24 protein-coding genes are annotated in these 23,305 nt (G+C 60.3%); 14 read left to right on the top strand and 10 right to left on the bottom strand.

Annotated elements, in window-relative coordinates:
• Nucleotides 1-80: 80 nt before the first annotated feature.
• The 4 genes from dnaK to ACNSPV_RS05060 all read left to right on the top strand — a co-directional run bounded on the left by dnaK (nt 81) and on the right by ACNSPV_RS05060 (nt 3,981).
• A complete protein-coding gene (gene dnaK / locus ACNSPV_RS05075; protein ID WP_348584355.1) occupies nt 81-1,910 on the top strand; it encodes a molecular chaperone DnaK in 1,830 nt (609 codons plus the stop codon).
• Nucleotides 1,911-2,068: 158 nt separating this feature from the next.
• Nucleotides 2,069-3,247, top strand: coding sequence for a molecular chaperone DnaJ (dnaJ, locus tag ACNSPV_RS05070; RefSeq protein WP_348584356.1), 1,179 nt, complete (start codon nt 2,069-2,071; stop codon nt 3,245-3,247).
• A gap of 148 nt (nt 3,248-3,395) precedes the next feature.
• Nucleotides 3,396-3,650, top strand: a complete 255-nt coding sequence (locus tag ACNSPV_RS05065) for a type II toxin-antitoxin system prevent-host-death family antitoxin (RefSeq protein ID WP_249237828.1) — start codon at nt 3,396-3,398, stop codon at nt 3,648-3,650.
• The gene (locus ACNSPV_RS05060; RefSeq protein ID WP_348584357.1) at nt 3,631-3,981 is read left to right on the top strand and encodes a type II toxin-antitoxin system RelE/ParE family toxin; all 351 of its coding nucleotides are present in this window, start codon (nt 3,631-3,633) and stop codon (nt 3,979-3,981) included. Before ACNSPV_RS05065 ends, ACNSPV_RS05060 begins: the two co-directional genes overlap by 20 nt.
• A gap of 73 nt (nt 3,982-4,054) precedes the next feature.
• Here the strand turns inward: ACNSPV_RS05060 and ACNSPV_RS05055 are convergent, their stop codons facing one another.
• The 6 genes from ACNSPV_RS05055 to ACNSPV_RS05030 form a co-directional block, all read right to left on the bottom strand.
• The gene (locus ACNSPV_RS05055) at nt 4,055-4,384 is read right to left on the bottom strand and encodes a hypothetical protein (RefSeq protein WP_339394593.1); all 330 of its coding nucleotides are present in this window, start codon (nt 4,382-4,384) and stop codon (nt 4,055-4,057) included.
• Between the two features lie 319 nt (nt 4,385-4,703).
• Nucleotides 4,704-5,027: a hypothetical protein gene (locus ACNSPV_RS05050; RefSeq protein WP_339394594.1), complete on the bottom strand. Its 324-nt coding sequence runs from the start codon at nt 5,025-5,027 to the stop codon at nt 4,704-4,706.
• 278 nt (nt 5,028-5,305) lie between these two features.
• A complete protein-coding gene (locus ACNSPV_RS05045) occupies nt 5,306-6,478 on the bottom strand; it encodes a DHHW family protein (RefSeq protein ID WP_348584358.1) in 1,173 nt (390 codons plus the stop codon).
• Between the two features lie 12 nt (nt 6,479-6,490).
• Nucleotides 6,491-7,909, bottom strand: a complete 1,419-nt coding sequence (locus ACNSPV_RS05040) for an MBOAT family O-acyltransferase (protein WP_348584359.1) — start codon at nt 7,907-7,909, stop codon at nt 6,491-6,493.
• A 218-nt stretch (nt 7,910-8,127) separates the two neighbouring features.
• Nucleotides 8,128-8,703 carry a DUF4358 domain-containing protein gene (locus ACNSPV_RS05035; RefSeq protein ID WP_348584361.1) on the bottom strand — a complete coding sequence of 192 codons (576 nt, stop codon included), beginning with the start codon at nt 8,701-8,703 and terminating at the stop codon, nt 8,128-8,130.
• Between the two features lie 130 nt (nt 8,704-8,833).
• On the bottom strand, nt 8,834-9,688 hold the full coding sequence (locus ACNSPV_RS05030; protein ID WP_348584362.1) for a M15 family metallopeptidase: 855 nt from the start codon (nt 9,686-9,688) through the stop codon (nt 8,834-8,836).
• An 84-nt stretch (nt 9,689-9,772) separates the two neighbouring features.
• On the opposite strand from ACNSPV_RS05030, the gene ACNSPV_RS05025 reads away from it, so the two are divergent.
• From ACNSPV_RS05025 to ACNSPV_RS05010, 4 genes are all read left to right on the top strand, one after another.
• Nucleotides 9,773-10,234, top strand: coding sequence for a SpoVA/SpoVAEb family sporulation membrane protein (locus ACNSPV_RS05025; RefSeq protein WP_249237836.1), 462 nt, complete (start codon nt 9,773-9,775; stop codon nt 10,232-10,234).
• Nucleotides 10,235-10,332: 98 nt separating this feature from the next.
• On the top strand, nt 10,333-11,355 hold the full coding sequence (locus ACNSPV_RS05020; RefSeq protein ID WP_348584363.1) for a stage V sporulation protein AD: 1,023 nt from the start codon (nt 10,333-10,335) through the stop codon (nt 11,353-11,355).
• On the top strand, nt 11,352-11,708 hold the full coding sequence (locus ACNSPV_RS05015; RefSeq protein WP_339394600.1) for a SpoVA/SpoVAEb family sporulation membrane protein: 357 nt from the start codon (nt 11,352-11,354) through the stop codon (nt 11,706-11,708). Before ACNSPV_RS05020 ends, ACNSPV_RS05015 begins: the two co-directional genes overlap by 4 nt.
• 98 nt (nt 11,709-11,806) lie before the next feature.
• Nucleotides 11,807-12,082 (top strand): peptidoglycan synthetase, encoded by a 276-nt coding sequence (locus tag ACNSPV_RS05010; protein ID WP_249237839.1) that lies wholly within the window; start codon nt 11,807-11,809, stop codon nt 12,080-12,082.
• Nucleotides 12,083-12,151: 69 nt separating this feature from the next.
• Here the strand turns inward: ACNSPV_RS05010 and rpsT are convergent, their stop codons facing one another.
• Nucleotides 12,152-12,412, bottom strand: coding sequence for a 30S ribosomal protein S20 (gene rpsT, locus ACNSPV_RS05005; RefSeq protein ID WP_149793985.1), 261 nt, complete (start codon nt 12,410-12,412; stop codon nt 12,152-12,154).
• Nucleotides 12,413-12,578: 166 nt separating this feature from the next.
• On the opposite strand from rpsT, the gene gpr reads away from it, so the two are divergent.
• From gpr to ACNSPV_RS04975, 6 genes are all read left to right on the top strand, one after another.
• Complete coding sequence (gpr, locus tag ACNSPV_RS05000) at nt 12,579-13,364, top strand: GPR endopeptidase (protein WP_249237840.1); 786 nt, start codon at nt 12,579-12,581, stop codon at nt 13,362-13,364.
• Nucleotides 13,365-13,484: 120 nt separating this feature from the next.
• Nucleotides 13,485-14,621, top strand: coding sequence for a stage II sporulation protein P (gene spoIIP, locus ACNSPV_RS04995; protein ID WP_348584365.1), 1,137 nt, complete (start codon nt 13,485-13,487; stop codon nt 14,619-14,621).
• 340 nt (nt 14,622-14,961) lie between these two features.
• Nucleotides 14,962-16,350: an asparagine--tRNA ligase gene (asnS, locus tag ACNSPV_RS04990; RefSeq protein WP_348584366.1), complete on the top strand. Its 1,389-nt coding sequence runs from the start codon at nt 14,962-14,964 to the stop codon at nt 16,348-16,350.
• A 316-nt stretch (nt 16,351-16,666) separates the two neighbouring features.
• Nucleotides 16,667-17,710: an A/G-specific adenine glycosylase gene (locus ACNSPV_RS04985; RefSeq protein ID WP_348584367.1), complete on the top strand. Its 1,044-nt coding sequence runs from the start codon at nt 16,667-16,669 to the stop codon at nt 17,708-17,710.
• Nucleotides 17,711-17,831: 121 nt separating this feature from the next.
• Entirely contained in the window at nt 17,832-18,035 is a 204-nt protein-coding gene (locus ACNSPV_RS04980; RefSeq protein WP_249237844.1) for a phosphatase, read from the top strand.
• Between the two features lie 133 nt (nt 18,036-18,168).
• On the top strand, nt 18,169-19,473 hold the full coding sequence (locus ACNSPV_RS04975) for a M23 family metallopeptidase (protein ID WP_348584369.1): 1,305 nt from the start codon (nt 18,169-18,171) through the stop codon (nt 19,471-19,473).
• Nucleotides 19,474-19,532: 59 nt separating this feature from the next.
• Here ACNSPV_RS04975 and ACNSPV_RS04970 read toward each other — a convergent pair whose 3' ends face one another.
• From ACNSPV_RS04970 to ACNSPV_RS04960, 3 genes are all read right to left on the bottom strand, one after another.
• On the bottom strand, nt 19,533-20,516 hold the full coding sequence (locus ACNSPV_RS04970) for an aldo/keto reductase (RefSeq protein WP_348584370.1): 984 nt from the start codon (nt 20,514-20,516) through the stop codon (nt 19,533-19,535).
• Nucleotides 20,517-20,656: 140 nt separating this feature from the next.
• Nucleotides 20,657-22,261, bottom strand: a complete 1,605-nt coding sequence (locus tag ACNSPV_RS04965; RefSeq protein WP_207698798.1) for a peptide chain release factor 3 — start codon at nt 22,259-22,261, stop codon at nt 20,657-20,659.
• A 128-nt stretch (nt 22,262-22,389) separates the two neighbouring features.
• Nucleotides 22,390-23,256, bottom strand: a complete 867-nt coding sequence (locus tag ACNSPV_RS04960; RefSeq protein ID WP_348584371.1) for a GNAT family N-acetyltransferase — start codon at nt 23,254-23,256, stop codon at nt 22,390-22,392.
• Nucleotides 23,257-23,305: the final 49 nt, after the last annotated feature.

The following is a 23,305-nucleotide window of genomic DNA, read 5'->3' as shown; positions in this document are numbered from 1 at the left end:
TTTTGAATATAATATCCGCTTACAAACATTTGAGCATCACATAAACAATACGATTTGTTCTTTCGAGAGGAGTTTTCATTATGAGTAAGATCATTGGTATCGACCTTGGTACTACCAACAGCTGCGTGGCTGTCATGGAGGGCGGCGAGCCCGTTGTTATCGCAAACTCTGAGGGTGCACGCACCACCCCGTCTGTGGTCGGCTTTACCAAGACCGGCGATCGTCTGGTGGGTCAGGTCGCAAAGCGTCAGGCCATCACCAACCCCGAGAACACCGTTGCTTCCATCAAGCGTTTCATGGGCACCGATCACAAGGTGACCCTGAACGGCAAGGAGTACACTCCCCAGCAGGTCAGCGCTATGATCCTGCAGAAGCTGAAGGCTGACGCCGAGGCTTATCTGGGCGAGTCTGTTACCGAGGCCGTCATCACCGTTCCTGCCTACTTCAACGACAGCCAGCGTCAGGCCACCAAGGACGCAGGCACCATTGCAGGCCTGAACGTCAAGCGTATCATCAACGAGCCTACTGCCGCTTCTCTGGCATACGGCATCGATAAGGAAGAGGACCAGAAGATCATGGTCTACGACCTGGGCGGCGGCACCTTCGATGTGTCCATCATCGAGATGGGCGACGGCGTCACCGAAGTTCTGGCCACTAACGGTGATACCCATCTGGGCGGCGATGACTTCGATGAGCGCATCATCAACTGGATGGCAGATGCCTTCCAGACCGAGAACGGCATCGACCTGCGCAAGGACAAGATGGCTGCTCAGCGTCTGAAGGAAGCTGCCGAGAAGGCAAAGATCGAGCTGTCCAGCGCAATGAGCAGCCAGATCAACCTGCCCTTCATCACTGCCGACGCTACCGGCCCGAAGCATCTGGATATGACCCTGACCCGCGCAAAGTTCAATGAGCTGACCGCTGATCTGGTGGACCGCACCATGGGCCCCGTCCGCAAGGCTCTGCAGGATGCAGGCCTGCGTCCCTCTGACCTGAAGAAGGTCCTGATGGTCGGCGGTTCCACCCGTATCCCCGCTGTCTACGATGCAGTCAAGAAGGAACTGAACTGCGAGCCCTTCAAGGGCATCAACCCCGATGAGTGCGTGGCTGTGGGTGCTGCCATTCAGGGCGGCGTGCTGCAGGGCGACGTCAAGGGCCTGCTGCTGCTGGATGTCACCCCGCTGAGCCTGGGCATTGAAACTCTGGGCGGCGTGTGCACCAAGATCATCGACCGCAACACCACTATCCCCACCCACAAGAGCCAGGTGTTCTCCACCGCTGCCGACAACCAGCCCTCTGTTGAGGTCAACGTGCTGCAGGGCGAGCGTGAGTTCGCACGCGACAACAAGAGTCTGGGCGTCTTCCATCTGGACGGCATTGCTCCGGCTCCCCGTGGTGTGCCTCAGATCGAAGTTACCTTCGATATCGATGCAAACGGCATCGTGAAGGTCAGCGCAAAGGATCTGGGCACCGGCAAGGAGCAGAACATCACCATCACCGCTTCCACCAACATGTCCAAGGAGGACATCGACAAGGCTGTGAAGGAAGCTGAGCAGTTTGCTGCCGACGATAAGAAGAAGCGTGAAGAGGTCGATATCCGCAACGGTGCCGACCAGATGGTGTTCCAGACCGAGAAGATGCTGAAGGAGAACGGCGACAAGCTGCCCGCCGACGTCAAGACTGAGGCTGAGAGCAAGCTGGCCGACCTGAAGACCGCTGTTCAGTCCGGCAATGTGGACGACATCAAGGCAAAGCAGGAAGCCCTGAGCCAGGTGTTCGAGAAGATGTATCAGGCAGCTGCTGCCGCACAGCAGGCCGCCGGTGCACAGCCCGGCCCCGATGCAGGCGCAAACAACCAGCAGAAGCCGGGTGATGACGGCGTTGTGGATGCCGACTTCAAGGAAGTCTGATAAAAAACACAGCAGTGTGTGCCCGGCCAAACCGGCGGACACATGCGTAGAATAGCAAAAGCCGCTCCGGTTTTGCCGGAGCGGCTCTTGCTGGTTATAGAGCGAGGAACCAACCGGGGCGTTTCCCGGATCAAACGTTCCCGGAGAGGTGAGTGGATATGGCACAGGAAAAGCGTGATTACTACGAAGTGCTGGGGGTATCCAAGACTGCGACCGATGCCGAGATCAAAAAGGCATACCGCAAGCTTGCAATGAAATACCACCCGGACTATAACCCCGGCGATAAGAACGCCGAGGAAAAGTTCAAGGAAGTAAACGAAGCAAACGAGGTGCTTTCGGACCCGAAAAAGCGCCAGCTGTACGACCAGTACGGCTTTGCAGGTGTTGACCCTGCCTATGCAGCACAGAACGGCGGCGGCCCCGGTGCGGGCGGTTTCAGCGGCTTTGGCGGCGACGGTGTGGATCTGGGCGACATCTTCGGCGATATCTTTGGCGGCGGCTTCGGCGGCTTCGGTGGTTCGTCCCGTCAGGCAAACCCCAACGCACCGCGCAAGGGTCAGGATATCCGGGTACGCATCACCCTGAGCTTTGACGAGGCCGTGCACGGTTGCAAGAAGAACATCACCATCACCCGCCAGCAGGAGTGCACCGAGTGCCACGGCAGCGGCTGTGCTGCCGGTTCCAGCCCTGAGACCTGCCCGGACTGCGGCGGCCGCGGCTTCGTGATCCGCCAGCAGCGCACCCCCTTTGGCGTCATGCAGACCCAGCAGCCCTGCTCCCGCTGCGGCGGCAAGGGCAAGCTGGTCAAGAACCCCTGCAAGGTCTGCCATGGCGCGGGCAAGGTGGCTACCAGAAAGACGCTGGAGGTGTCCATCCCCATGGGCATCGACGACGATCAGAGCTTTGCACTGCGCGGCATGGGCGATGCCGGTGCCAACGGCGGTCCTGCCGGTGATGTGATCGTCATGGTCACGGTGCGCCCCAGCGAGGTGTTCCAGCGCGACGGCTATGATGTGTGGGTCACCGTGCCCATCACCTTCAGTCAGGCCGTGCTGGGTGACACCGTGCAGGTGCCTTCCATTGACGGCAAGGTGGAGTACACCGTGCCCGAGGGCACCCAGAGCGGCACCACCTTCCGCCTGCGCGGCAAGGGCATCCAGTATCTGAACGGCCGCGGCCGGGGCGATATGTACGTCAAGTGCGAGGTGGAGATCCCCAAGAAGCTGAACAAGACCCAGCGGGAGGCCCTAAAGAAATTTGAGGGCACCCTGAAAGAAGAAAACTACGAAAAGCGCAAGGGCTTCTTCAAAAAGCTGAAGGACATGTTCAACAGCTGAACATAAAAAGCATGGCATAACGCAAAAACGGCGGCACCTCCCAACCGAAGGTGCCGCCTTTTTTTTGCTGCAACCGCGATTCGCTGCAAATTTTACGTTGAATTTTACAGCATACTGCGGTATACTAAGGCTGAAAGGAGTGGATACCATGCCCAATATCAAACCGATCTCTGACCTGAGAAACTACAATGAGGTGCTGCGCGATGTAGAAGAAGGCTCGCCGGTGTTCCTCACCAAAAATGGCCGCGGAAAATATGCCATTGTGGAGCTGCGTGATTACGAAAAGGCGCAGGCGACCATCCGCCTGATGAGCGAGATCGCCAAGGGCCGCCGCTCCGGCGAAGAGGAGGGCTGGCTGAGCGTGGAGGAAGTGGAGAAATCACTTGGAATCACAAATGAATAAGCTACAATTATCAAGAGCGGCCCAAAAAGATCTTTTGGAAATAAAATCGTATATTGCTGTTGATTTGGAGAATCCCAAGGCAGCAATGGAGGCGATAAAACGCATCACAAAAAAGATCCGGCTTCTAAACGATAATCCGTTGATGGGAGCAGCTTTAGCATCAATCTCTGGAGCCAATAGTGATGAGAGATTTCTTGTTTGCGGAAGCTATATGGTGTTTTACCGTATTACGCGTGAGAATATTTTTATCGACCGTGTTCTCTATGGCCGCAGGGATTACCTGCGGGTACTGTTTGACAAAACAGAACTGCCGGAGCAGGAAGGATCATAAACAACAGGCGGCGGCACCTCCCAACCGGGAGGTGCCGCCGCTTTTTGCTTGTTCAGGGAGATACAGGGGACGCTCAGGAGCCAAAGACGATCAGTGCATTGGGAACCAGACCGATGATGCTCACACAGGATGCAGCAAACCAGAAGCTGCATCCTGCATCGTGGATGGTGTTCAGAGAGCTCTTTTCAGCGTGGACGACCAGAGCGTTCATGCCGTTCTCCACCCAGTTGGAGTTGATGTTTGCCTTGCGGTAATCGTGGATGGTGGAAACAGCCTTATACCAGCCGTACAGCGGGAACCAGGCCATGACGGCCTGCACGACGCCTACGCCGCCCTCGGTGTAGGTCATCTCATCACAGGATAAAACATGGTATGCAGCGGGATACGTAATGGTGTTCGTCATAAAGCAAACTCCTTTGTTTTTGTATGGAAATAAAAACGGCGGCTCTTCTCATGAAGAGCCGCCGCAAAAAGCCCTTTGGGGTACTCCTGAAAGTTAGAAGTAGATGATGCCCAGAGACATAACAGCAGAAAAGCCAAAGCTGCTGATAGTCGATGCAGCATTCCAGAAGATCATGCCGGCATGGTAGAAGGTGTTGGTCACATTGCCCTTGCAGTCGGCTTCTTAGTTCTGCTTGATGAAAAGCCCGCGGCCCTCTCTGGCGGAAAAGGCCGCGGGTAAAGGGGTCTTTGGTCTCTCCGGACGGATCTTATGAGCAGGGTCAGAGCAGGACGATGGCAGCATTGACCAGCAGGCCGACGCCGGTAGCACTGGTTGCAGTGACCCAGACGATGCGTCCCAGATCACGCAGCATGTTCTGCGTACTGGAATCCATATCGCGGCTCAGAGCATCCAGACCGGTATCCAGCCAGTCGTTGGGGTGGCTCTTGCGGTAGCGGCGCATGGCGGTAACACCCATGTACCAGCCAATGGGCGGGATCCAGTTCAGCAGAGCTTCCGTAAAGGTAGCACCGCCTTCGGTGTAGGTCATTTCTTCGCAGGAAAGAACGTTGTAGGAAGCAGGCATCATGATCTTGTTTTCCATAATAACACTCCTTTGAATCAAAGATCGTATCAGCACATTCTATGCACTGTTCACACCAGATTGAACCATCGGTGAAGAGCAACTGCTCTATATCGCCATTGTACAACACCCGTTGCATTTTTTCAAGAGGTGAATGGGCAGTCTGCGCAAAAACTGGAGAGACTTCCGAAAAGAACTGGAAAAATTTGTGGAAAAGCACTGCAATAAAATACACCCCTCCGCAAACCGCGCTGGGCGGTCGGCAGAGGGGTGCGTTCCTGTGCGGGAGAAGGCGGGGCTTACCCCGCTACTCCGGCACGGTAGAGGTACGGGTCGCTCTTGAAGCTGTCAAAGCTGTACAGCACCAGGATCTGGTCGTAGCCGTTGTCGGCGATCAGCTGATCCAGCCCATAGTTGTAGTTGCGGAAGTCCACCACGTCGATCTCGGCGTAGTTTGCGGTCAGGTAGGGCGCAAAGCAGTTGGCGTAGCTGTCCTTGATGACCAGAATGCGTCCGGTGCCATTACCCTCGATGCGGCTCAGGCCGTTGTTGCCGTGAAGGAACATGGCATATTTGTCGTACACATTCAGCTTGTCAGTGTCGTACAGGCCGGTGGTCTGGCCGTCCGTCGGCTGGCCTGCCGCCGTCACATTCCAGATGGTCAGGGTGTTCGGCAGGTCGTAGTAGGTGATGGTATCCGGCACTGCGTTCCATGTGCGGGCCTTGGAGTAGTGGGTGCCGTAGAAGTTTTCGGCCGTCAGAGCGGTGTGCGCGGCGGGGTCGAAGGGGGTCAGGCTCAGCGCACCGCACAGCTGCTGGTAGGCGTAGTATGCACCAAGGCTCGTCCAATGGTGGTCGGTGCGGTAGTAGATATATTCGTCCTTGTGCTCGGCAAGGGTCTGCCGCACGTCCACAAAGCGGCCGCCTGCCGCCTGCACGGCGGAAGAGAGCTGGTCGAGGTAGGCATCCTCGTCCAGCAGCGGCGCATTTGCAGGCACTTTCTCCGGATAGATCACCGATGCCGCCGGTGCCAGCAGAACATCCACCTTGCCCGGGTACCGCTGACACAGCGCTTCCACGGCGGCGGTGTTCTTGGGCAGGGTGCGGTTCTCGCTGTCCAGCAGGCCGAAGGTGCGGGGGAACATCATGTGCTCTTTGCCCAGCAGGATACCGCCGCTCTGCTCCTTTTGCAGCAGGGTGGTCTCCACCACGCTCTGCAGGCTGATCCAGTTATCGCGGCCGAACACCTGATCTTTCACGTATTTGGTGTAGGCAGTAAAATAGCTGTTCAGCCCCTTGGCAGAAAGCTGGGTCAGCGCCGGGCGCTGGCTGAGGGTGGTGTTCTCCATTTCGCTGTAGGCACGATCCGGTGTAATAAGGTCCAGTGCGAACAGACCAATAAAGAACAGGCTGAACACCACCAGCACCGGGTAGTGCAGGAGCGAAGAGGATCGTTTGGAATGCTTGTCCATCTTCACGCCTCCTTAAAAGTTAAAGTAGAGGAACGGGCTGTTGGTGCTGCCCACCACATAGGCGGTGGAGATCACCAGCAAGGTCAGGATGGCGGCACAGCGGGTGACCACGTTCCTGCGGAGCACATCCCAGAGCTTTTCAATGAGCGGGGTGCAGCACACCACGCTCACCGCCAGCAGCACACCGTAGTTGCGCAGGAAATACAGCGGAGATACGCCGCCGGAGGGGATGAACAGCTTCTGGAACAACAGGCCGAAGCTTACGCCTGTGTCGTTGCCCACGAACATGGCCCAGCCCACCACCACGAGGAACAGGGTGTAGATGTGGGGCCAGACTTTACCCTTTTGCAGGTGGGGCAGCAAAAACAGCTTTTCTGCCGCCAGCAGTACAAAGTAGTACAGGCCCCAGCAGATGAAGTTCCAGTTCGCGCCGTGCCAGATGCCGGTGAGCAGCTCCACCACGAACAGGTTGAGGATCTGGCGCTTCAGGCCCTTGCGGTTGCCGCCCAGCGGGATATATACATACTCCCGGAACCAGCCGGACAGGGTCATGTGCCAGCGCCGCCAGAACTCGGTGATGGATGCGGAGATATACGGGTAGTTGAAGTTTGCGGGGAAATCGAAGCCCAGCATCTTGCCCATGCCAATGCCCATCATGGAGTAGCCGGAAAAGTCAAAATAGAGCTGCAGACTGTAGGCGATGATGCCCAGCCACACCAGCGGGGTGGAGGCGTTGGCAAGACCCACAAAGGTGGTGGAGGGACTGTCTGCTACCCCGATGATGTCAGTCCACAAAGCGCCGATGGCGTCCGCCAGCAGCACCTTTTTGGCAAGGCCGAAGGTGAACAGGGTCATGCCCTCTTCGATCTGCTGCAGGCTGTAGCGGTGCCGGTATACGTGCAGCTGGCTGGAGACATCGCGGTATTTGACGATGGGGCCCGCGATGAGCTGCGGGAACATGACCACGTAGGCGCCGAAGTCGATGATATTGCGCTCCGCCTTCACATCCCGGCGGTAGACGTCGATGGAGTAGGACAGGGTCTGGAAGGTGTAGAAGCTGATGCCCAGCGGCAGGGTGCCGATGCCCTGGATCTCGGCAAAGCCGGTGCCCAGCAGGGCGTTGACGCTGCGCAGGACGAAGTTTGCGTATTTGAAATAGAACAGCATCCCAAGGCTGCCGATCAGGGCGGCAAGCAGGAACGCTCTGCGCAGGGCCGGGCGCTGGTCAAAATGCTCGATGGCAAGGCCGCTGATATAGTTGATCAGGATCAGGGCCACCATCACCGGGAAGAAGCGTACCTCGCCCCAGCAGTAGAACACCAGACTGCACAAAAACAGCACGGTATTCTTGAGCTTCGGGGGTGCAAGGTAGTACAGCGCCAGCGTGATGGGCAGAAAGCGGAACAGGAAGATTATGGTGCTGAAAACCAAGGCGTCAGCCTCCTTTTGAATTAAATCGGAAGAAACCCTCTCAGGCCGCTTCGCGTCCAGCTCCCCCGAAGGGGGAGCTTTTTTGCAAGACAACAAGGCCCGCGTCTCCAAAGCTCCCCCTTTCGGGGGAGCTGGCAACGCCGAAAGGCGTTGACTGAGAGGGTCACTACCGAAAAAAGCCGATGCCGCAAATGGCACCGGCTTCGGGTGGTTCGGGTTTATGCCAGAGCGTTGTCCACGGCGCTGTCCAGATCAGCGGTGCACTCGTTGGATGCGATCACCATGACCACGGTGTTGTCCTTGAAGGCGATGACGGCGTTCTCCACGTTGTCCTGTGCCTGCGCGAACTCGGCGTAGTTGCCGTAGAAGGCCACCTGATCCTGTTGGTAGGCAGCCAGCTGGTTTGCCACATCCTCGGCCTTGCCGTCGGCGGCTTCCAACACCAGCACCAGACCGGCGTCGCCGTTGTCGTTGCTCTTGACGCCCTTGTAGCTCACCACGTCCTCAGCCTTCAGGCCGAAGTCGTACTCGATGTTCATGGCTGCGATCTCGAACTGGTTGGAAATGGGGTCCTGCTCCAGCAGGGCGTTGTAGATGCCGTCCAGTGTGTCGGTGCCGTTTTCCGCATTGTCCACCACAGAGGACACAGCGGCGCTGGAAGCGGAAGATTCCGCCGCAGCGGTGGAAACGGAGGACGGCGCAGCGGAAGAGCTGCTGCCGCCGCAGCCGGTCAGTGCAGCTGCAGTCAGCGCACCGGTGAGGGTGATTGCAATAATTTTTGTGCGATTTATCATAAAATATTCCTTCTTTTGTTCAAAACATTCTCGCAGCTGCCCAAAGCGGTCTTGCATCAGGGCAGACTATTGTTATCTTACCATAACCGCGTGCAAAATGCAACGCGCAGACCGCCGGTTTTACGGATTTTTAACCGGCCGTGTTTTCCCCTGCGGCCAGCTTCTGCAGCAGGGCAACGGCGTCCTCAAGGCACAGGCCGCTCTGCTGGATGAGAGCCGCATTCTCCGGCCCTACATAGCGCCAGTGCCACGGCTCATAGGTGATCTCGGTGACGGCTTCGGCGTCCTTGGGATACCGCAGGATGAAGCCGTACTCCACGGCGTGGGCCTTCAGCCATCGGAAGGCAGCCGTCTTTTCAAAGCCCGTGTCAAGGCCGGTGTGCTCCGGGCTGTTCAGGTCGGCGGCAAGGCCGCAGTTGTGCTCGGAGTAGCCCGGAGGATTCACGATGGAAGCGGCCTTCTGCAGGGCCTCGGCCCGGCTCAGCCCCTTGTCCAGATAATACTGGGTCTTTTTGTTGTAGAGTCCTTCCTGATACTTCACGCTGCGGTAGCCGCTCTGCATCCAGATGGTCACGCCCTCTTTGGCGGCAGCGGCCTGCATGGCAAGAAAGGCGTCGGCGGCTTCGGTCTGCAGGGTCTTATTGACGGCGGTGGCCGAACCGCATTCTCTGGTGGTAAAGGTGTAGTCCTCCGGCATCTTGTTGGTATGGTTCACCAGCACCATGCGGGGGTCGTCCAGCATGGCCTGCGCCTGCTGAGCGGAGAGCAGGCCGGGCTCTTCCTCCACGGCCGAAGCCGCACCGGAAGCAGGAGCGGTTTCGGCTGCTGTACTGCTGGCAGAAGCCGCCGATGCACTGGGAACGGCGGCATGACGGCTGAGCAGGAAAGAGACTCCGCCCGCAGCCGCGCAGGCCGCAAGGGTGAAAGCAAGCAAACGGCGCGCAGCCGGGCGCAGAGAATGGCGGTGATGGGGAGTCGGATGCATGGAAAGCCTCCTTTCCGGCGGGGTTGTACCATTGTGTATAGAATGGGCATTCCATGGGCAGACTATGCCCGGAGGGAGCAGGATATGAAGATGACAGCACAGGAATATGCGCGCCGGGTGCGGCGTGTGGGGCCGCACTCACCTCTGGGAACAGACTGTCTGTGGGCCTTTTGCGTGGGCGGCGGCATCTGCCTGCTGGGCGAGATACTGCGCCAGCGGTATCTTGCCATGGGGATGGAAGCCGACCTTGCCGGTACCCTGACCAGCTGCACCCTGATCGCCCTTTCGGCGGTGCTTACCACGCTGGGGTGGTATCAGAAGCTGGCGGCAAAGGCGGGGGCCGGGTCGCTGGTGCCCATCACGGGCTTTGCCAACGCAGTGGTCAGCGCGGCCATCGAGTTCAAGGCCGAGGGCCGGGTGCTGGGCACCGGGGCCAAGATGTTCACCATCGCCGGGCCGGTCATCGTATATGGTACGCTGGCGGCGGTGGTGTACGGCGCGGTGCTGTGGGTGCTGGACACGCTGGGGATGCCCGTCCTTTTATAAAAACGGGCAAGTGTGCCGTAAGATTGCAGCATGCTGTTATTATACAACATTTTATGGAACTTTTTCCATCTATTTTCCACGAAGGAGAAATTTTGCCTATGTCGATCCGGTGCGGGGACACCCTGCTGTTCCAGACGCCGCCGGTCATTGCTGCAGGGGCGGCAGTGGGCGGCAAAAAAGAGGGCGAAGGGCCGCTGGCTGCAGAGTTCGATGAACTGAGCGCAGACAACCGCTTTGGCCAGTCCAGCTGGGAAGCTGCGGAAACATACCTGCAGCTGCGTGCCGCGCGGCTCTGTCTGCAAAAAGCGGCGCTCCCGCAGGAAAAGGTGCAGCTTGCCCTTGCAGGGGACCTGCAGGCCCAGTGCACGGCGTCCAGCTACGCCATGCGGGAGCTGGGCGTGCCCTTTGCCGGGCTGTTCGGGGCCTGCAGCACCATGGCCGAGGGGCTGGCGCTGGGGGCTGTCTTGTGCGAGAGCGGTGCGGCTCGGGCGCTGCTGGCTATGGCGTCCAGCCACTTCTGCGCGGCAGAACGGCAGTTCCGCACGCCCCTGAGCTATGGGGCTGTGCGCACGCCTACGGCCCAGTGGACGGCCACCGCTGCCGGGTGCTGCCTTCTGCAGCCGCAGGGTGAGGGCGTGGGCATTGCAGCAGCCGCCTTTGGCCGGGTGCAGGATTATCAGGTAAAGGACATCAACAACATGGGCGCCGCCATGGCTCCCGCAGCGGCTTCGACCCTGCTGCACTATTTCAAGGATACCAACACCGAGCCGCAGGAGTTCGACTGCATCTATACCGGCGACCTTGGACAGACCGGCAGTCAGCTGCTGCGGGAGCTGCTGGCCGCCGAGGGCCTGCTCGTTCGGAACCATGTGGACTGCGGATGCATCTTGTTTGACCCGAACGAGCAGCGGGTGAAGAGCGGCGGCTCCGGCCCGGGCTGCTGCGCAGCGGTGCTGTGCGGGCATATCCTGCCGCGCCTGCGCCGGGGCAGTCAGAAACGGGTGCTGTTCGTGGCTACCGGGGCCCTGATGAGCCAGACGACCTTTTTGCAGAAGGAGAGCATCCCTGCGGTGGCCCATCTGGTGGAGCTGCGCGCTCCGCAGAAAGGAGACAGGACATGAATTATTTCTGGGCGTTCTGCGTGGGCGGAGCCATCTGCGCGGCGGGGCAGCTGCTCATCGACCTGACCGGCCTGACCCCGGCCCGCATCCTGACCGGATACGTGGCGGCGGGCGTTGTCCTTTCCGCCATCGGGTGGTATGCCCCGCTGGCCGAGTTCGCAGGCTGCGGTGCCACCGTGCCCCTGCTGGGCTTTGGGCATCTACTGGCAAAGGGGGTCCGCACCGCTCTTGCTGAGGAGGGGGCCGTGGGCATCCTCACCGGCGGGCTGACCGCTGCTGCGGCGGGCATCACCACCAGCCTTGTGTGCGGCGTGGTGTGCAGCTGGGCAGGGAAAAGCCATGACCAGAACTGAAGAAGAAATACACCAGAACATCGTCACTTTGTCCGCCGCACTTCGCCCCGCTTTTCCACCGCACTGCGGTAAACTGTGGAAAACAGGAGGTGATGTGCATGAAGCACCGCTGGACCACCCTTTTGTGGGAGCTGTGGGCCGCGCAGGCTGTCTGTGCGGCGGCAGCACTGCCGCCGGGCAGCGGGTTCCATACATGCCCGGCTCTGGTGCTGCCGGGGCTTGCCCTTGCGGCGGCGGTGCCCACGGCATGGGCTGCGTGGGCGCTGTTTGCCGAGCCGCCCGATCCCCTGCCGCCGGAGCGGCTTCTGGGGCCGGTGTCGGAGTTCGATCTTGCCGCCCTGTGCGATCTGGAACAGCCTGCCGCCGTGCCATAAAGCGGGCAAAACAAAAACCCCTGTGCCGGAGATCCGGTACAGGGGTTTTGTTCGTCAATCAGAAAGCAATCAAGCGTTCTTGTTAGCACGCTTTGCCATACGGCTGATCTTGCGGCTGGCGGTGTTCTTCTTGATGACACCCTTAGCGCGAGCCTTGTCGATCGCGGAAACAGCAGCCAGGACGGTTGCGTCCTTGTCAGCGGCATTCGCATCGATGGCAGCGTCTGCCTTCTTGACGACTGTTTTCAGGTTGGTCTTAATGGCCTTGTTGTGAGCCTGCTCTGCAACAGCCTGCACGACACGGTCCTTCTGAGATTTGATGTTAGGCATTCGTTCCACCTCCTTGGCTACCTATAACAGCGCACCTTATGATACCATATTTGTCGTATTAACGCAAGCGTTTTTTTGATTTTTGTTTAGAAAAGTTTGATTTTTGCCATACTTTCTGCGTACAGAGGGGGCATTTGGCCCCAAAACAGGCAGGAGGGGCGAGAAAATGCGCTTTACGGATATGGCCGATGAGCTGTTTGGCACGGCAGAGGGGGCCCTGCCCGCGGGGGTGCGGCTGGCAACGGCAAAACGCGGCGGCGTCACCGTTACACGGGTAGAGATCGCGCGGGAGGGGCTCAGCCGGCCTCGGGGACGGTATGTGACACTGGAGATGCCCAGCGTCAGCGTGCTGGACGAGCGGGACGCCGACGTCATCGAGACCTGTGCGGCGGAGCTGCGGGCCCTGCTGCCGCCGGAGGGGCCGGTGCTGGTGCTGGGGGTGGGCAGCCGCCGCATCACGGCAGATGCGCTGGGCCCCCGCACGGTACAGAAGGTGCTGGTCACGATGGGGCCGCAGCATGCGCTGCCGGTGCGCGGCATCCGGCCCGTGGCCGCCATTGCGCCGGGGGTGTCGGGCAGCACCGGGCTCACCCTGTGCCAGCTGGCCGGAGCAATGGTGGAAGCGGTGCGGCCTGCCGCCCTCATCTGCGTGGACAGCCTATGCAGCACCGAGGGTGCGCGTCTGGGCCGCAGCATCCAGTTTTCGGACACCGGGCTGCACCCGGCACAGGCAGACCACGCAAGGCATCTGGACGCCGGGATGCTGGGCGTGCCGGTGGTCGCAGCGGGCATCCCCACCCTGATGGAAGCGGAGGAGGGGGCGGATCTTGTGGTGACGCCCCGGGCGCTGGACAGCGTCATTGCCCACGGCTCAGCTCTGCTGGCAGCAGCCATCAACCGGGCCCTGCAGCCCCGGCTGAGCGTGGCGCAGCTGTGCTGGTTGACCGGCTGAAACGTTTTTTGCAGAGCGTGGCGGCTGCAGCCCAAAAGTGCACAGCCCCTTTGGGATTCTGCGCTATTTTGCACCCGGCCCGGCATACAATGATAAAACAAGCCGGAAGGAGGTGCCGCCATGCGCAGCAGGATCCCGCTGCCCGCCCGGGGACAGGGGCAGGTCAGGCCATTTCTGGAAGCGGCAGTGCTGTTTGCCGCACTATGCATCTTTGCCCGCAGCGCGGCGCTGGGGCTGGCAGCGGCCATCACGGCACCGCTGCCCATGGCCGAGACCCTTCTCTGGCTGGGCCGGCAGGCCGCAGGAGAAACGGCATCCTCGGTGCAGGAGCAGGCAGAGCCGGAGTCCGTACCGCAAGGGCCCGCTTCTTCCCTGCCGCAGGCCGTGCAGGCGTTGCCGGGCAGCATCGAGGACTATCTTGTGCCCCTGCTGGGGGAGGATGCCCGCCCGGCAGATGCAGGGAAGATCATTGAAAAGCAATATCCGCAGGGCAGCGGCGAAAAGTATATCCCCTGCGGGGCGGGCAGCATCAAGAACAACACCCGGCAGAGCGCAGCGGACATTGCGGCAGAGATCAAGAATCCGCTGCCCTTTGCCATCGAGCCGGACAGCCCCGAACCGCAGGTGCTGGTGATGCACACCCACGCCACCGAGGACTACCGTCTTTCGGCAGGGTTGTGGTTCGCCCCGGGCGACGGTGCCCGCAGCACCGACTGCAGCGTGAACATGTGTGCGGTGGGACGCGTGGTGGCCGACACCCTCAATGCGGCGGGCATCAACACCCTGCACGACGAGACCCTGAACGACTACCCCAGCTACACCGGCAGCTATGCCAACAGCCGGGCCGTAGTGCAGCAGTATCTGGCCCGGTACCCCAGCATCAAGGTGGTGCTGGATGTCCACCGGGACGCCATCGAGACCGAAAGCGGCTCCCGCTATGCCCCGGTGTGCACGGTGGACGGGCGGCAGGCCGCGCAGGTCATGATCATCTGCGGGTGCGACAACGGCACCACCGTCCGGCTGCCCGGCTGGCGGCAGAACCTGCGCTTTGCCGCCGCGTGGGAGCGCAGCATGGAGGAGATGTACCCCGGGTTCACCCGGCCGGTGCTGTTCAGCTACCGGTTCTACAATCAGGACCTGACCAGCGGCAGCCTGCTCATTGAGATCGGCGGGCACGGCAACAATCTGAACGAGGCCCTCTACGCCGGGCAGCTGGCGGCAAAGGGCCTTGCCGCCGCACTGCTGGGCGGTGCTTGACAAAACGCCGCCAAAGTGCTATTTTTTAAAGGTCAAATGCCTTGATCGGGAAAAGTAGCGCGGGCCGTCCGGCCCAGAGAGTGCGGCACAGCTGAGAGCCGCGCCCGTGCGCCGCGCGAACGAACACCCGGGAGCAGCAAGCTGAACACGGCCTTTTGGAATGGGCCGCCAGTAGGTGCGCCGCAGGTCCTGCGTTACGGGGACAGCGCTTTTTTGAGCGCGTGAGCGACCGGACACTTCCGGTAATTCAGGTGGCACCGCGGACATTACAAGACAGCTTGTTCGCCCTGAACTTTCAGGGAGAAAAAGCTGTCTTTTTGTGTTATAAAGGAGAACTATCATGGAACGTACCGAGATCGTTTCGCTGTTCAAAAACACCCCCGCCGACGGCACCGAGATCACCGTCTGCGGCTGGGCAAAGAACATCCGAGACTCCAAGAACATCGGCTTCATCGCCCTGTCGGACGGCGGCTGCTTCAAGACCCTGCAGGTGGTGCTGGAAGCCGGCAAGCTGGCCAACTACGATGAGGTCATCCACACCGGTCTGTACAGCAGCCTGCGCATCAAGGGCAGGCTGGTGCTCACCCCGCAGGCAAAGCAGCCCTTTGAGCTGAACGCCGACAGCGTGGAGATCCTGGGCGACTGCCCCGCAGAGGAATATCCTCTGCAGAAAAAGAAGATGAGCATGGAGTATCTGCGCACCATGCCCACCCTGCGCCCCCGCACCAACACCTTCAACGCTGCATTCCGGGTGCGCAGCGTCGCCGCTTATGCGATCCACAAGTTCTTCCAGGAGAACGGCTTCGTCTACGCACACTCTCCGCTGCTGACCGCCTCCGACTGTGAGGGTGCCGGTGAAATGTTCCGCGTCACCACGCTGGATCTGGAGAACGTGCCCAAGAACGAGGACGGCACTGTGGATTACACCCAGGACTTCTTCGAGAAGCCGGTCAACCTGACCGTTTCCGGCCAGCTGGAGGCCGAAGCCATGGCTATGGCATTCGGCAAGGTGTACACCTTCGGCCCCACCTTCCGTGCCGAGAAGAGCTTCACCACCCGCCACGCCGCCGAGTTCTGGATGATCGAGCCGGAGATGGCATTCTGCGACTTGTCCGGCTACATGGACACTGCCGAGGCCATGACCAAGTACGTCATCCGCTACGTGCTGGACAACTGCCCGGATGAAATGGCCTTCTTCAATCAGTTCATCGACAAGGGCCTCATCGAGCGTCTGGAGCTGGTGGCAAACAGCGAGTTTGGCCGCATCAGCTACACTGACGCCATCGAGATCCTGAAGAAGAACAACAAGAAGTTCCAGTTCCCCGTGGAGTGGGGCGTGGATATCCAGACCGAGCACGAGCGCTACCTGACCGAGGTGGTGTTCAAGAAGCCTGTGTTCGTCACCGACTACCCGAAGGAGATCAAGAGCTTCTACATGAAGCAGAACGCCGACGGCAAGACCGTGGCAGCCGCAGATATGCTGGTGCCCGGCATCGGCGAGCTGATCGGCGGCAGCCAGCGTGAAGAGGACTACGACAAGCTGGCAGCCCGCATGGACGAGCTGGGTCTGGACAAGTCCAGCTACGACTGGTACCTGAACCTGCGCAAGTTCGGCGGCGTGGAGCACTCCGGCTACGGTCTGGGCTTCGAGCGCATGATCATGTACCTCACGGGCATCCAGAACATCCGTGACGTGCTGCCCTTCCCCCGCACCGCATACGGATTCTGAGTATGACGATTTGAATGCCCTCCGCTTGCGCTTTGGGCATATTCAGCGGAATGAATTTTTAATATTCGTGTTTGTCGCGGCCTGCGGGCCGCTCCAAACACATTTTCACGCAAGGGGCCGTATCCGGAAACTGCTGCTTTAAAATGATACAGCTGTTGACCGCGGCGGCCTTACCTGTGAAAGTGCGATCCCGGAAAGTCCACAGACTTTCCGGGATCGCTTTCTATAAAAATTTTACCGCTATGATTGCCAGAGCAAAGCAAAGGCAATTCTAAATCGCAAGATGTCCGACTTTTCAACAAGGAGCACAAAAGAAGTGGAAAACATTTCCTCTGCCCTGCTGGACTGGTTCTACAAAAACCAGCGCAGCCTGCCCTTCCGCACCGACCCCAGCCCCTACCATGTATGGCTCAGCGAGATCATGCTGCAGCAGACCCGGGTCTCGGCGGCGCTGCCCTACTACCAACGCTTTCTCGCCGCCCTGCCGGACATCCCGGCCCTTGCCGCCTGCGGGGAGGAAAAGCTGCACAAGCTGTGGGAGGGCCTTGGCTACTACAGCCGGGTGCGCAACCTGCAAAAGGCTGCACGCATCGTCTGTGAGCAGTACGGCGGACAGCTGCCCGCCGACTACGATGCCCTGCGGGCCCTGCCCGGCATCGGGGACTACACGGCGGGGGCCATTGCCTCCATCAGCTTCGGCATCCCGGTGCCGGCGGTGGACGGCAACGTGCTGCGGGTGTTTTCCCGCTTGTACAACGACCCTGCCGTCGTCACCGAACCGGCGGTGAAAAAGGCCTTTACGGCCCGGGTCATGGAGCATCAGCCGCCGGACGCTGCGGGCGACTACAATCAGGCCCTCATGGAGCTGGGGGCGCTGATCTGTGTGCCGAACGGTGCGCCTTTGTGCGAAAAATGCCCGCTGGCGGCAGTCTGCCGCGCCCGGGCGGCGGGCACCGCGCCGGAGCTGCCCCATAAGGCTGCGCCAAAGCCCCGGCGCATGGAGCCGGTGACACTGGCCCTGCTGGAAAGCCCGGCGGGCTTTCTTTTGCAGCAGCGCCCCGCAAAAGGCCTGCTGGCCGGGCTGTGGCAGCCGGTGCTGTGGGAGGGCGAAGCCCTTGCGGACGGAGAGGTCCTTGCCCGTCTGCGGGCCATGGGGCTGGACACGGGCTGCGCTGCGCCGGACGCCCTGCCCGCCGCAAAGCATATCTTCAGCCATATCGAGTGGCACATGAGCGGCATCCTGCTGCATCTGCCTGCCCAAGATGCCCCGGCAGGCTGCGTCTGGGCCAGCCGGGAAGCTTTGCAGGCGGAGTATACCCTGCCCGGTGCATTTAAGTCATATAAGAAGCTTATGGTATGAAATTTCGGCCTTTTTGACCTGAATGGTTGTAATTTTTGACAGGAACGGGTATAATAAAAGCCAACAAGCACTGGATAAAAGCTGAAACACCGTTTCAATCAAAAAAGGAGTGTACGAACCTATGAAGAAATCTTGCCTGGTCGCTGTGATCACTGTTCTGGCTGCTGTTGCCGGTGCCCTTGCCGCTGTTGCTGTTTATCTGCACCGCCGTGAGAAGGAACTGGACGAGTACGAGCGTCTGCTGTTCGGCGAGGACGATGCTGAGACCGTTGAGCCCGCTGCTCCCGCTGAGGATTCTGCCCCTGCCGAGGACGCCGCAGAATAATTCCTGAACTGCAAAAGACCTTTCGGGCGCACCGGCAGTCTGCACAAGACTGTTTCGGTGCGCCCTTTTTGTTACATAGAAGCTGTTTTTATCGGCGGGATGCAGAAAAACAGCGTTGCGGAAGGAGTACATCATGAAGCGTTTTCTGCTCTGGCTCGTGGGTGTGGTGCTGGGCGTCGGGGTGTTTCTGGGGGCGGTGATGGGGGTGAGCTACGCCTTTACCACCGAGGGCAGCTGCCCGGACAGTGCGGCGCAGTTCGGCGCCGAAGCGCTGGAGAGCAACGGAGCCTGCTGGCAGGTGCCGCTGATCGGCGGACAGCTGGATAAGGTATTCGCCAGCCCGGCGACCCTCACGGTGCAGAAGCTGGGCACCCTGTACACGGCCCACCCGTCCCTCACCCTGCCGGACTGGTCCGTCTACACCACCCTGACCATCCGGACGGCTTCCGGCGAGACGGTGTTCACGGGCACAGCCAGTGAATACGAGAGCTTTCTGTTCCCGGCCAATGGCGAGTACAAGGCCGAACTGACCGTCTGGCGGGTGCCGGAGGGCGGCACCGTGATGCAGTTCGAGGGCGGCAGCACCGGGGCTGTGCGCAGGAATCTGAGGCTGGAAAAGCCCGCAAAGCCTACCGGCTGGTACCGTTATGCCTTCCGGTTCACCCTGCAGGCCAGCGCAGAGGCAGAGCTTTCGGCCGAGCGGGTGGAGCAGGGCGGCGTGGTGGGCCTGCGCATTTCCGGCATGACCGGCGATGCGGCCCCCACGGTGGAAACGGACCTTGGCAATGTGCAGTGCGTGCGTGCACCGGATGGCTGGCGGGCCTATATCCCGGCGGCTTACAACGCTTCCTCCGGCGGGCATGAGGTGAACATCACGGTGAACGGCGAGACGGTCAGCCGCAGCATCGTCGTGCTGCCCAGAGATTTCGGCACGGTGGATGTGGAGCCGGAGCCGGATGCATCGAAAGCGGCGAACACCCAGTTCCGCAATGCGGTCTGGGGCCTGTACGAAGCACCTGCCCGGGAAAAGCTCTGGCAGGGCGGCTTTGTGAACCCTGTGGAAAGCTACACCACGCTGGTGGATTACGGTCAGGTCAGGGTGGTCAACGGCCGGCAGGGCAGCCGCTCCAACTCCACAAAGCTCTACACCATTCCCGGCGAGCCCTGCCGCGCCCCGGCAAACGGCGTGGTGGTGCTGGCCGCAGAGCTGGCCCTCACCGGAAACACGGTGGTCATTGACCACGGCTGCGGGATGCGCAGCTACCTGTACGGGCTGCAGGCACTTTCTGTCTCTGCCGGGCAGACGGTGGAAAAGGGGCAGGCCGTGGGCGTGCTGGGCGAGGAGCTGACCATGGACTTCAAACTTGGCAGCAAGAGCGTGAACCCATGGCCGCTGTTCCAGACCTCCGGCGGTTTGTTCTGGAAGGAGAACAGCTGAGATGCAAAAAAGCCTCTGACCATTGCGGTCAGAGGCTTTTTGCGTCTTAAATCAAAAACTCAGGAAATGGCATCCACGTCCCACTTCATGCGGACGGCATCGGCACCGTCCAGTTTGATGTTCAGTGCACCGGCGTTGTCCATCACCTGCTGCGGGGTGCGGGCACCGCACAGCACATGCAGGCCCGGGATCATGCGGGCGGTCAGGGCGATGACCAGCTGTGCCAGAGAGCAGTCGTATTTTTCGGTCAGGTCGCCCCACTTTGCCAGCATGTCCAGCGCCTGTGCCCGGCGGGCGGGCTGGAAGCTGGGGTTGGTGTTGCGGGTGCTGCCCTCGGGATAGGTGGTGTCCATGGTCACCTTGCCGGTCAGCAGGCCCTGCTCCAGCGGAGAGTATGCCTGCACCGAAACGCCCAGCTCCCTGCAGGTGGGCAGCAGCTGCTTTTCCACGCGGCGGGTCAGCAGGCTGTACTTTTCCTGAATGACGTCCAGCTGACCATACTTGCAGTAGCCGCGGATGATGTCCGCAGTGACATTGGATGCACCGATGGCACGGATCTTGCCCTGCTCCTTCAGCTTCATCATGGCCTCCACCGTCTCTTCCAGCGGGTAGATGCCGAAATCGGGGCTCTGCCAGTGAGTGTACAACACATCCAGATGATCGGTGTGCAGGCGGCGCAGACTGTCCTCCACATCCTCGATGATGCTCTGGGCAGACAGGTCACGGTAGACGGCAGTGCCGTCCACGACCTTGTGCAGCACCGGCGTCTCGTGCCGCCACTCCAGACCGCACTTGGTGGAAAGCACCACCTTGTCGCGGTCGATGTGCTTCATGGCCTCGCCCACCACGGTCTCGCTGTGGTACAGGCCGTAGATGGGAGCGGTGTCGATCCACTGGATGCCCTGCTCCACAGCAGTCTGGATAGCCTTTACCGACAGGGCGTCGTCGTTGTCGCCCCACCAGGAGCCGCCGCCGATGGCCCAGGTGCCCATGCCCAGAAACGGCACCTGAATGCCGCTTTTGCCAATGTTGATGTTTTGCATATACTTCCCTCCATGCCAGCAGTGTTCCCCGCAATGGGAGCATCTCATTCCGTAACTGGCATTCTTTGTTGTATTTTTTGTGCTTTATGAAAAAAGAGCCGCAGCTGCAGGATATTCCCGCACCGCAGCTCTCTTTCAACTCAGATATTGCCGAACTCGCTCAGTTTCAGCGTTTCGTTGTGGGTCTCGGCCCAGCGCACGGCCCAGTCAGAGGTGAACAGCAGCAGGCGGTTGCCCTTCATATCCTCCACAGCCTTGGTGTCGCTGGTCAGGTCCAGATCCCGCAGGTTGTAGGTGTCGGGGTCGTTCTGCACCCAGCGCAGCTGCTCAAAGGGCAGCTGCTGCATCCGGATCTCCACGTTGTACTCGGTGTTCAGGCGGTACTCCAGCACTTCCAGCTGCAGCACGCCGACCACGCCGACCACCACTTCTTCCATGCCGCCGCCCACTTCGCGGAAGATCTGGATGGCACCCTCCTGCGCGATCTGCTCCATGCCCTTCACGAACTGCTTACGCTTCATGGTGTCCTTCTGCTCAATGCGGGCAAAGTGCTCCGGGGAGAAGGTGGGGATGCCCGCAAACTGGACCTTCTTTTTGCCGGTGCACAGGGTGTCGCCGATGGAGAAGATGCCCGGGTCAAACAGGCCGATGATATCACCGGCGTAGGCCTCGTCCACGATGGCGCGGTCCTGCGCCATCAGCTGGGTGCCGGTGGCCAGCTTGATGTTCTTGCCCTCCTGCACATGGAAGGCCTCCATGCCGCGCTCGAACTTGCCGGAGCAGATGCGCATAAAGGCGATGCGGTCGCGGTGGGCCTTGTTCATGTTGGCCTGGATCTTAAAGATGAATGCCGAGAACTCGTCGCGGCAGGGGTCCACGGTCTCGCCGGTCAGGCTGTCCACGCGGGCCAGCGGGGTGGGGGTGAGCCGCAGGAAGTTCTCCAGAAAAGGCTCCACGCCAAAGTTGGTCAGGGCAGAACCAAAGAACACGGGGCTCAGCTCGCCGCGCAGCACCTTGTCGAGGTCAAATTCCTCGGCGGCGCCGTCCAAAAGCTCGATCTCATCCACCAGCTGCTGGTGCAGGTAGGGGGTGAGCAGCTCGTCCAGTGCGGGATCGCCCAGCTCGGCCTCGGTCTCATCCACCTTCTTCACGCCGTTGGCGCGGCCGTCGCTGGAAAATGCCAGCACCTTGCGGGTGTTGCGGTCGAACACGCCCTTGAACTCCTTGCCGCAGCCGATGGGCCAGTTCATGGGGTAGGTCTTGATGCCAAGGATCTCCTCAATGTTCTCCATCAGCTCAAAGGGGTCGCGGGCTTCGCGGTCCATCTTGTTGACGAAGGTGAAGATGGGGATGTGGCGCAGGGTGCACACCTTGAACAGCTTGATGGTCTGGGCCTCCACACCCTTTGCGGCGTCGATGACCATGACGGCAGAGTCTGCCGCCATCAGGGTGCGGTAGGTATCCTCCGAGAAGTCCTGATGGCCCGGGGTGTCCAGAATGTTCACGCACTTGCCCGCGTAGTTGAACTGCAGGACAGAGGAGGTGACGGAAATACCGCGCTGCTTCTCAATGTCCATCCAGTCGGACACGGCGTGCTTTGCGCTCTGCTTGCCCTTGACGGAGCCTGCCTGATTGATGGCTCCGCCGTACAGCAGCAGCTTTTCGGTCAGAGTGGTCTTACCGGCGTCGGGATGGCTGATGATCGCAAACGTCCGGCGGCGCTCGATTTCTTCACGATTTGTCATAAACTATTATTTCTCCTGAAATGGATGGAACTCCTTCCGTCACGGCGTCAGCCGTGACGGAAGAAGTATATTTTTACACATACGCACCCTATTTTATCCGAAAACGCTCCATAATGCAAGTGTTTTCGTTATTTTTTCAGGATGATGCAGGGCAGAGGTGCGGTTTCGGCCCAGTTGGCAAAATCACACACCAGAACGGTAAAACTTTTGAGCGGAAGTGCCCGGAGATATTCCAGCACCGTCTGCTTTTCGTCCGTGCCGATGACCTGCCCGCTGTAGAGGATGGCGCTTACCACGCCGCCGGGCCGCACGGCTTCCAAAGCCGCCTGCAGGGCGGGGATGCTGCTGCTTGCCGTGGAGAACACCGCGTGGTCGGCCCCGGGCAGCCAGCCAAAGTTGAACATCACCGCATCTGCCGTACCGGGCTGCACAACCTGTAAAAGGTCTGCGTGGCTCTGGCAGTGCAGCTCATACCTCTCGGCGGGAATGCCCAGCTGCTCCAGATGCTTCCGGGTGGAAGCAATGGCTTCGGGCTGGATGTCAAAGCCCAGCACCCTGCCCTCTGGGGCGGTGAGCCCGCACAGGAAGGCTGTGTCGCCGCCGTTGCCGCAGGTAGCATCGATGCAAAGGCGCGGACGGCCCAGCCGTGCGGCTAAAAAGTCCTGCACGAACCGGACGGCTGTCAGGTCCGGGGTGCGGCGGCGCACCAGCTGCGGCCCCTCTGCTGCAAAGCCGAACCTTGCCCAGAACGCAAGCTCTGCGGCATCGGCGGGCAGCGGGGCGGTGAACACCGTGGCCTGCTCGCGGTCATATCCGGCAAAGCTGCGCAAGATTTCTTTTAGAAAATAGGAGCCGTACCCTTTGCGCCGCCACTGGGGCTGGATGCAAAGGGCGGCGATGGCGGCCCCCTTCGGGGCTGGGGTCAGGGTGCAAAAGCCGATCTGTGTTTTCTCCTTGTAAAGGGCAAAGCCCTCCTTCGTGCGGTGCAGCTCCATGATGTGTTCCCTCCTGAATCTGCTTCTAAAATAGCAAGTGCGGGGGCTG

Source organism: Faecalibacterium sp. 3, assembly GCF_048323735.1.
Taxonomy (GTDB): Bacteria; Bacillota; Clostridia; order Oscillospirales; family Ruminococcaceae; genus Faecalibacterium; species Faecalibacterium wellingii.
Note: the sequence above shows the minus strand (reverse complement) of the source record. Positions and strands in the feature narration are given on the sequence as shown.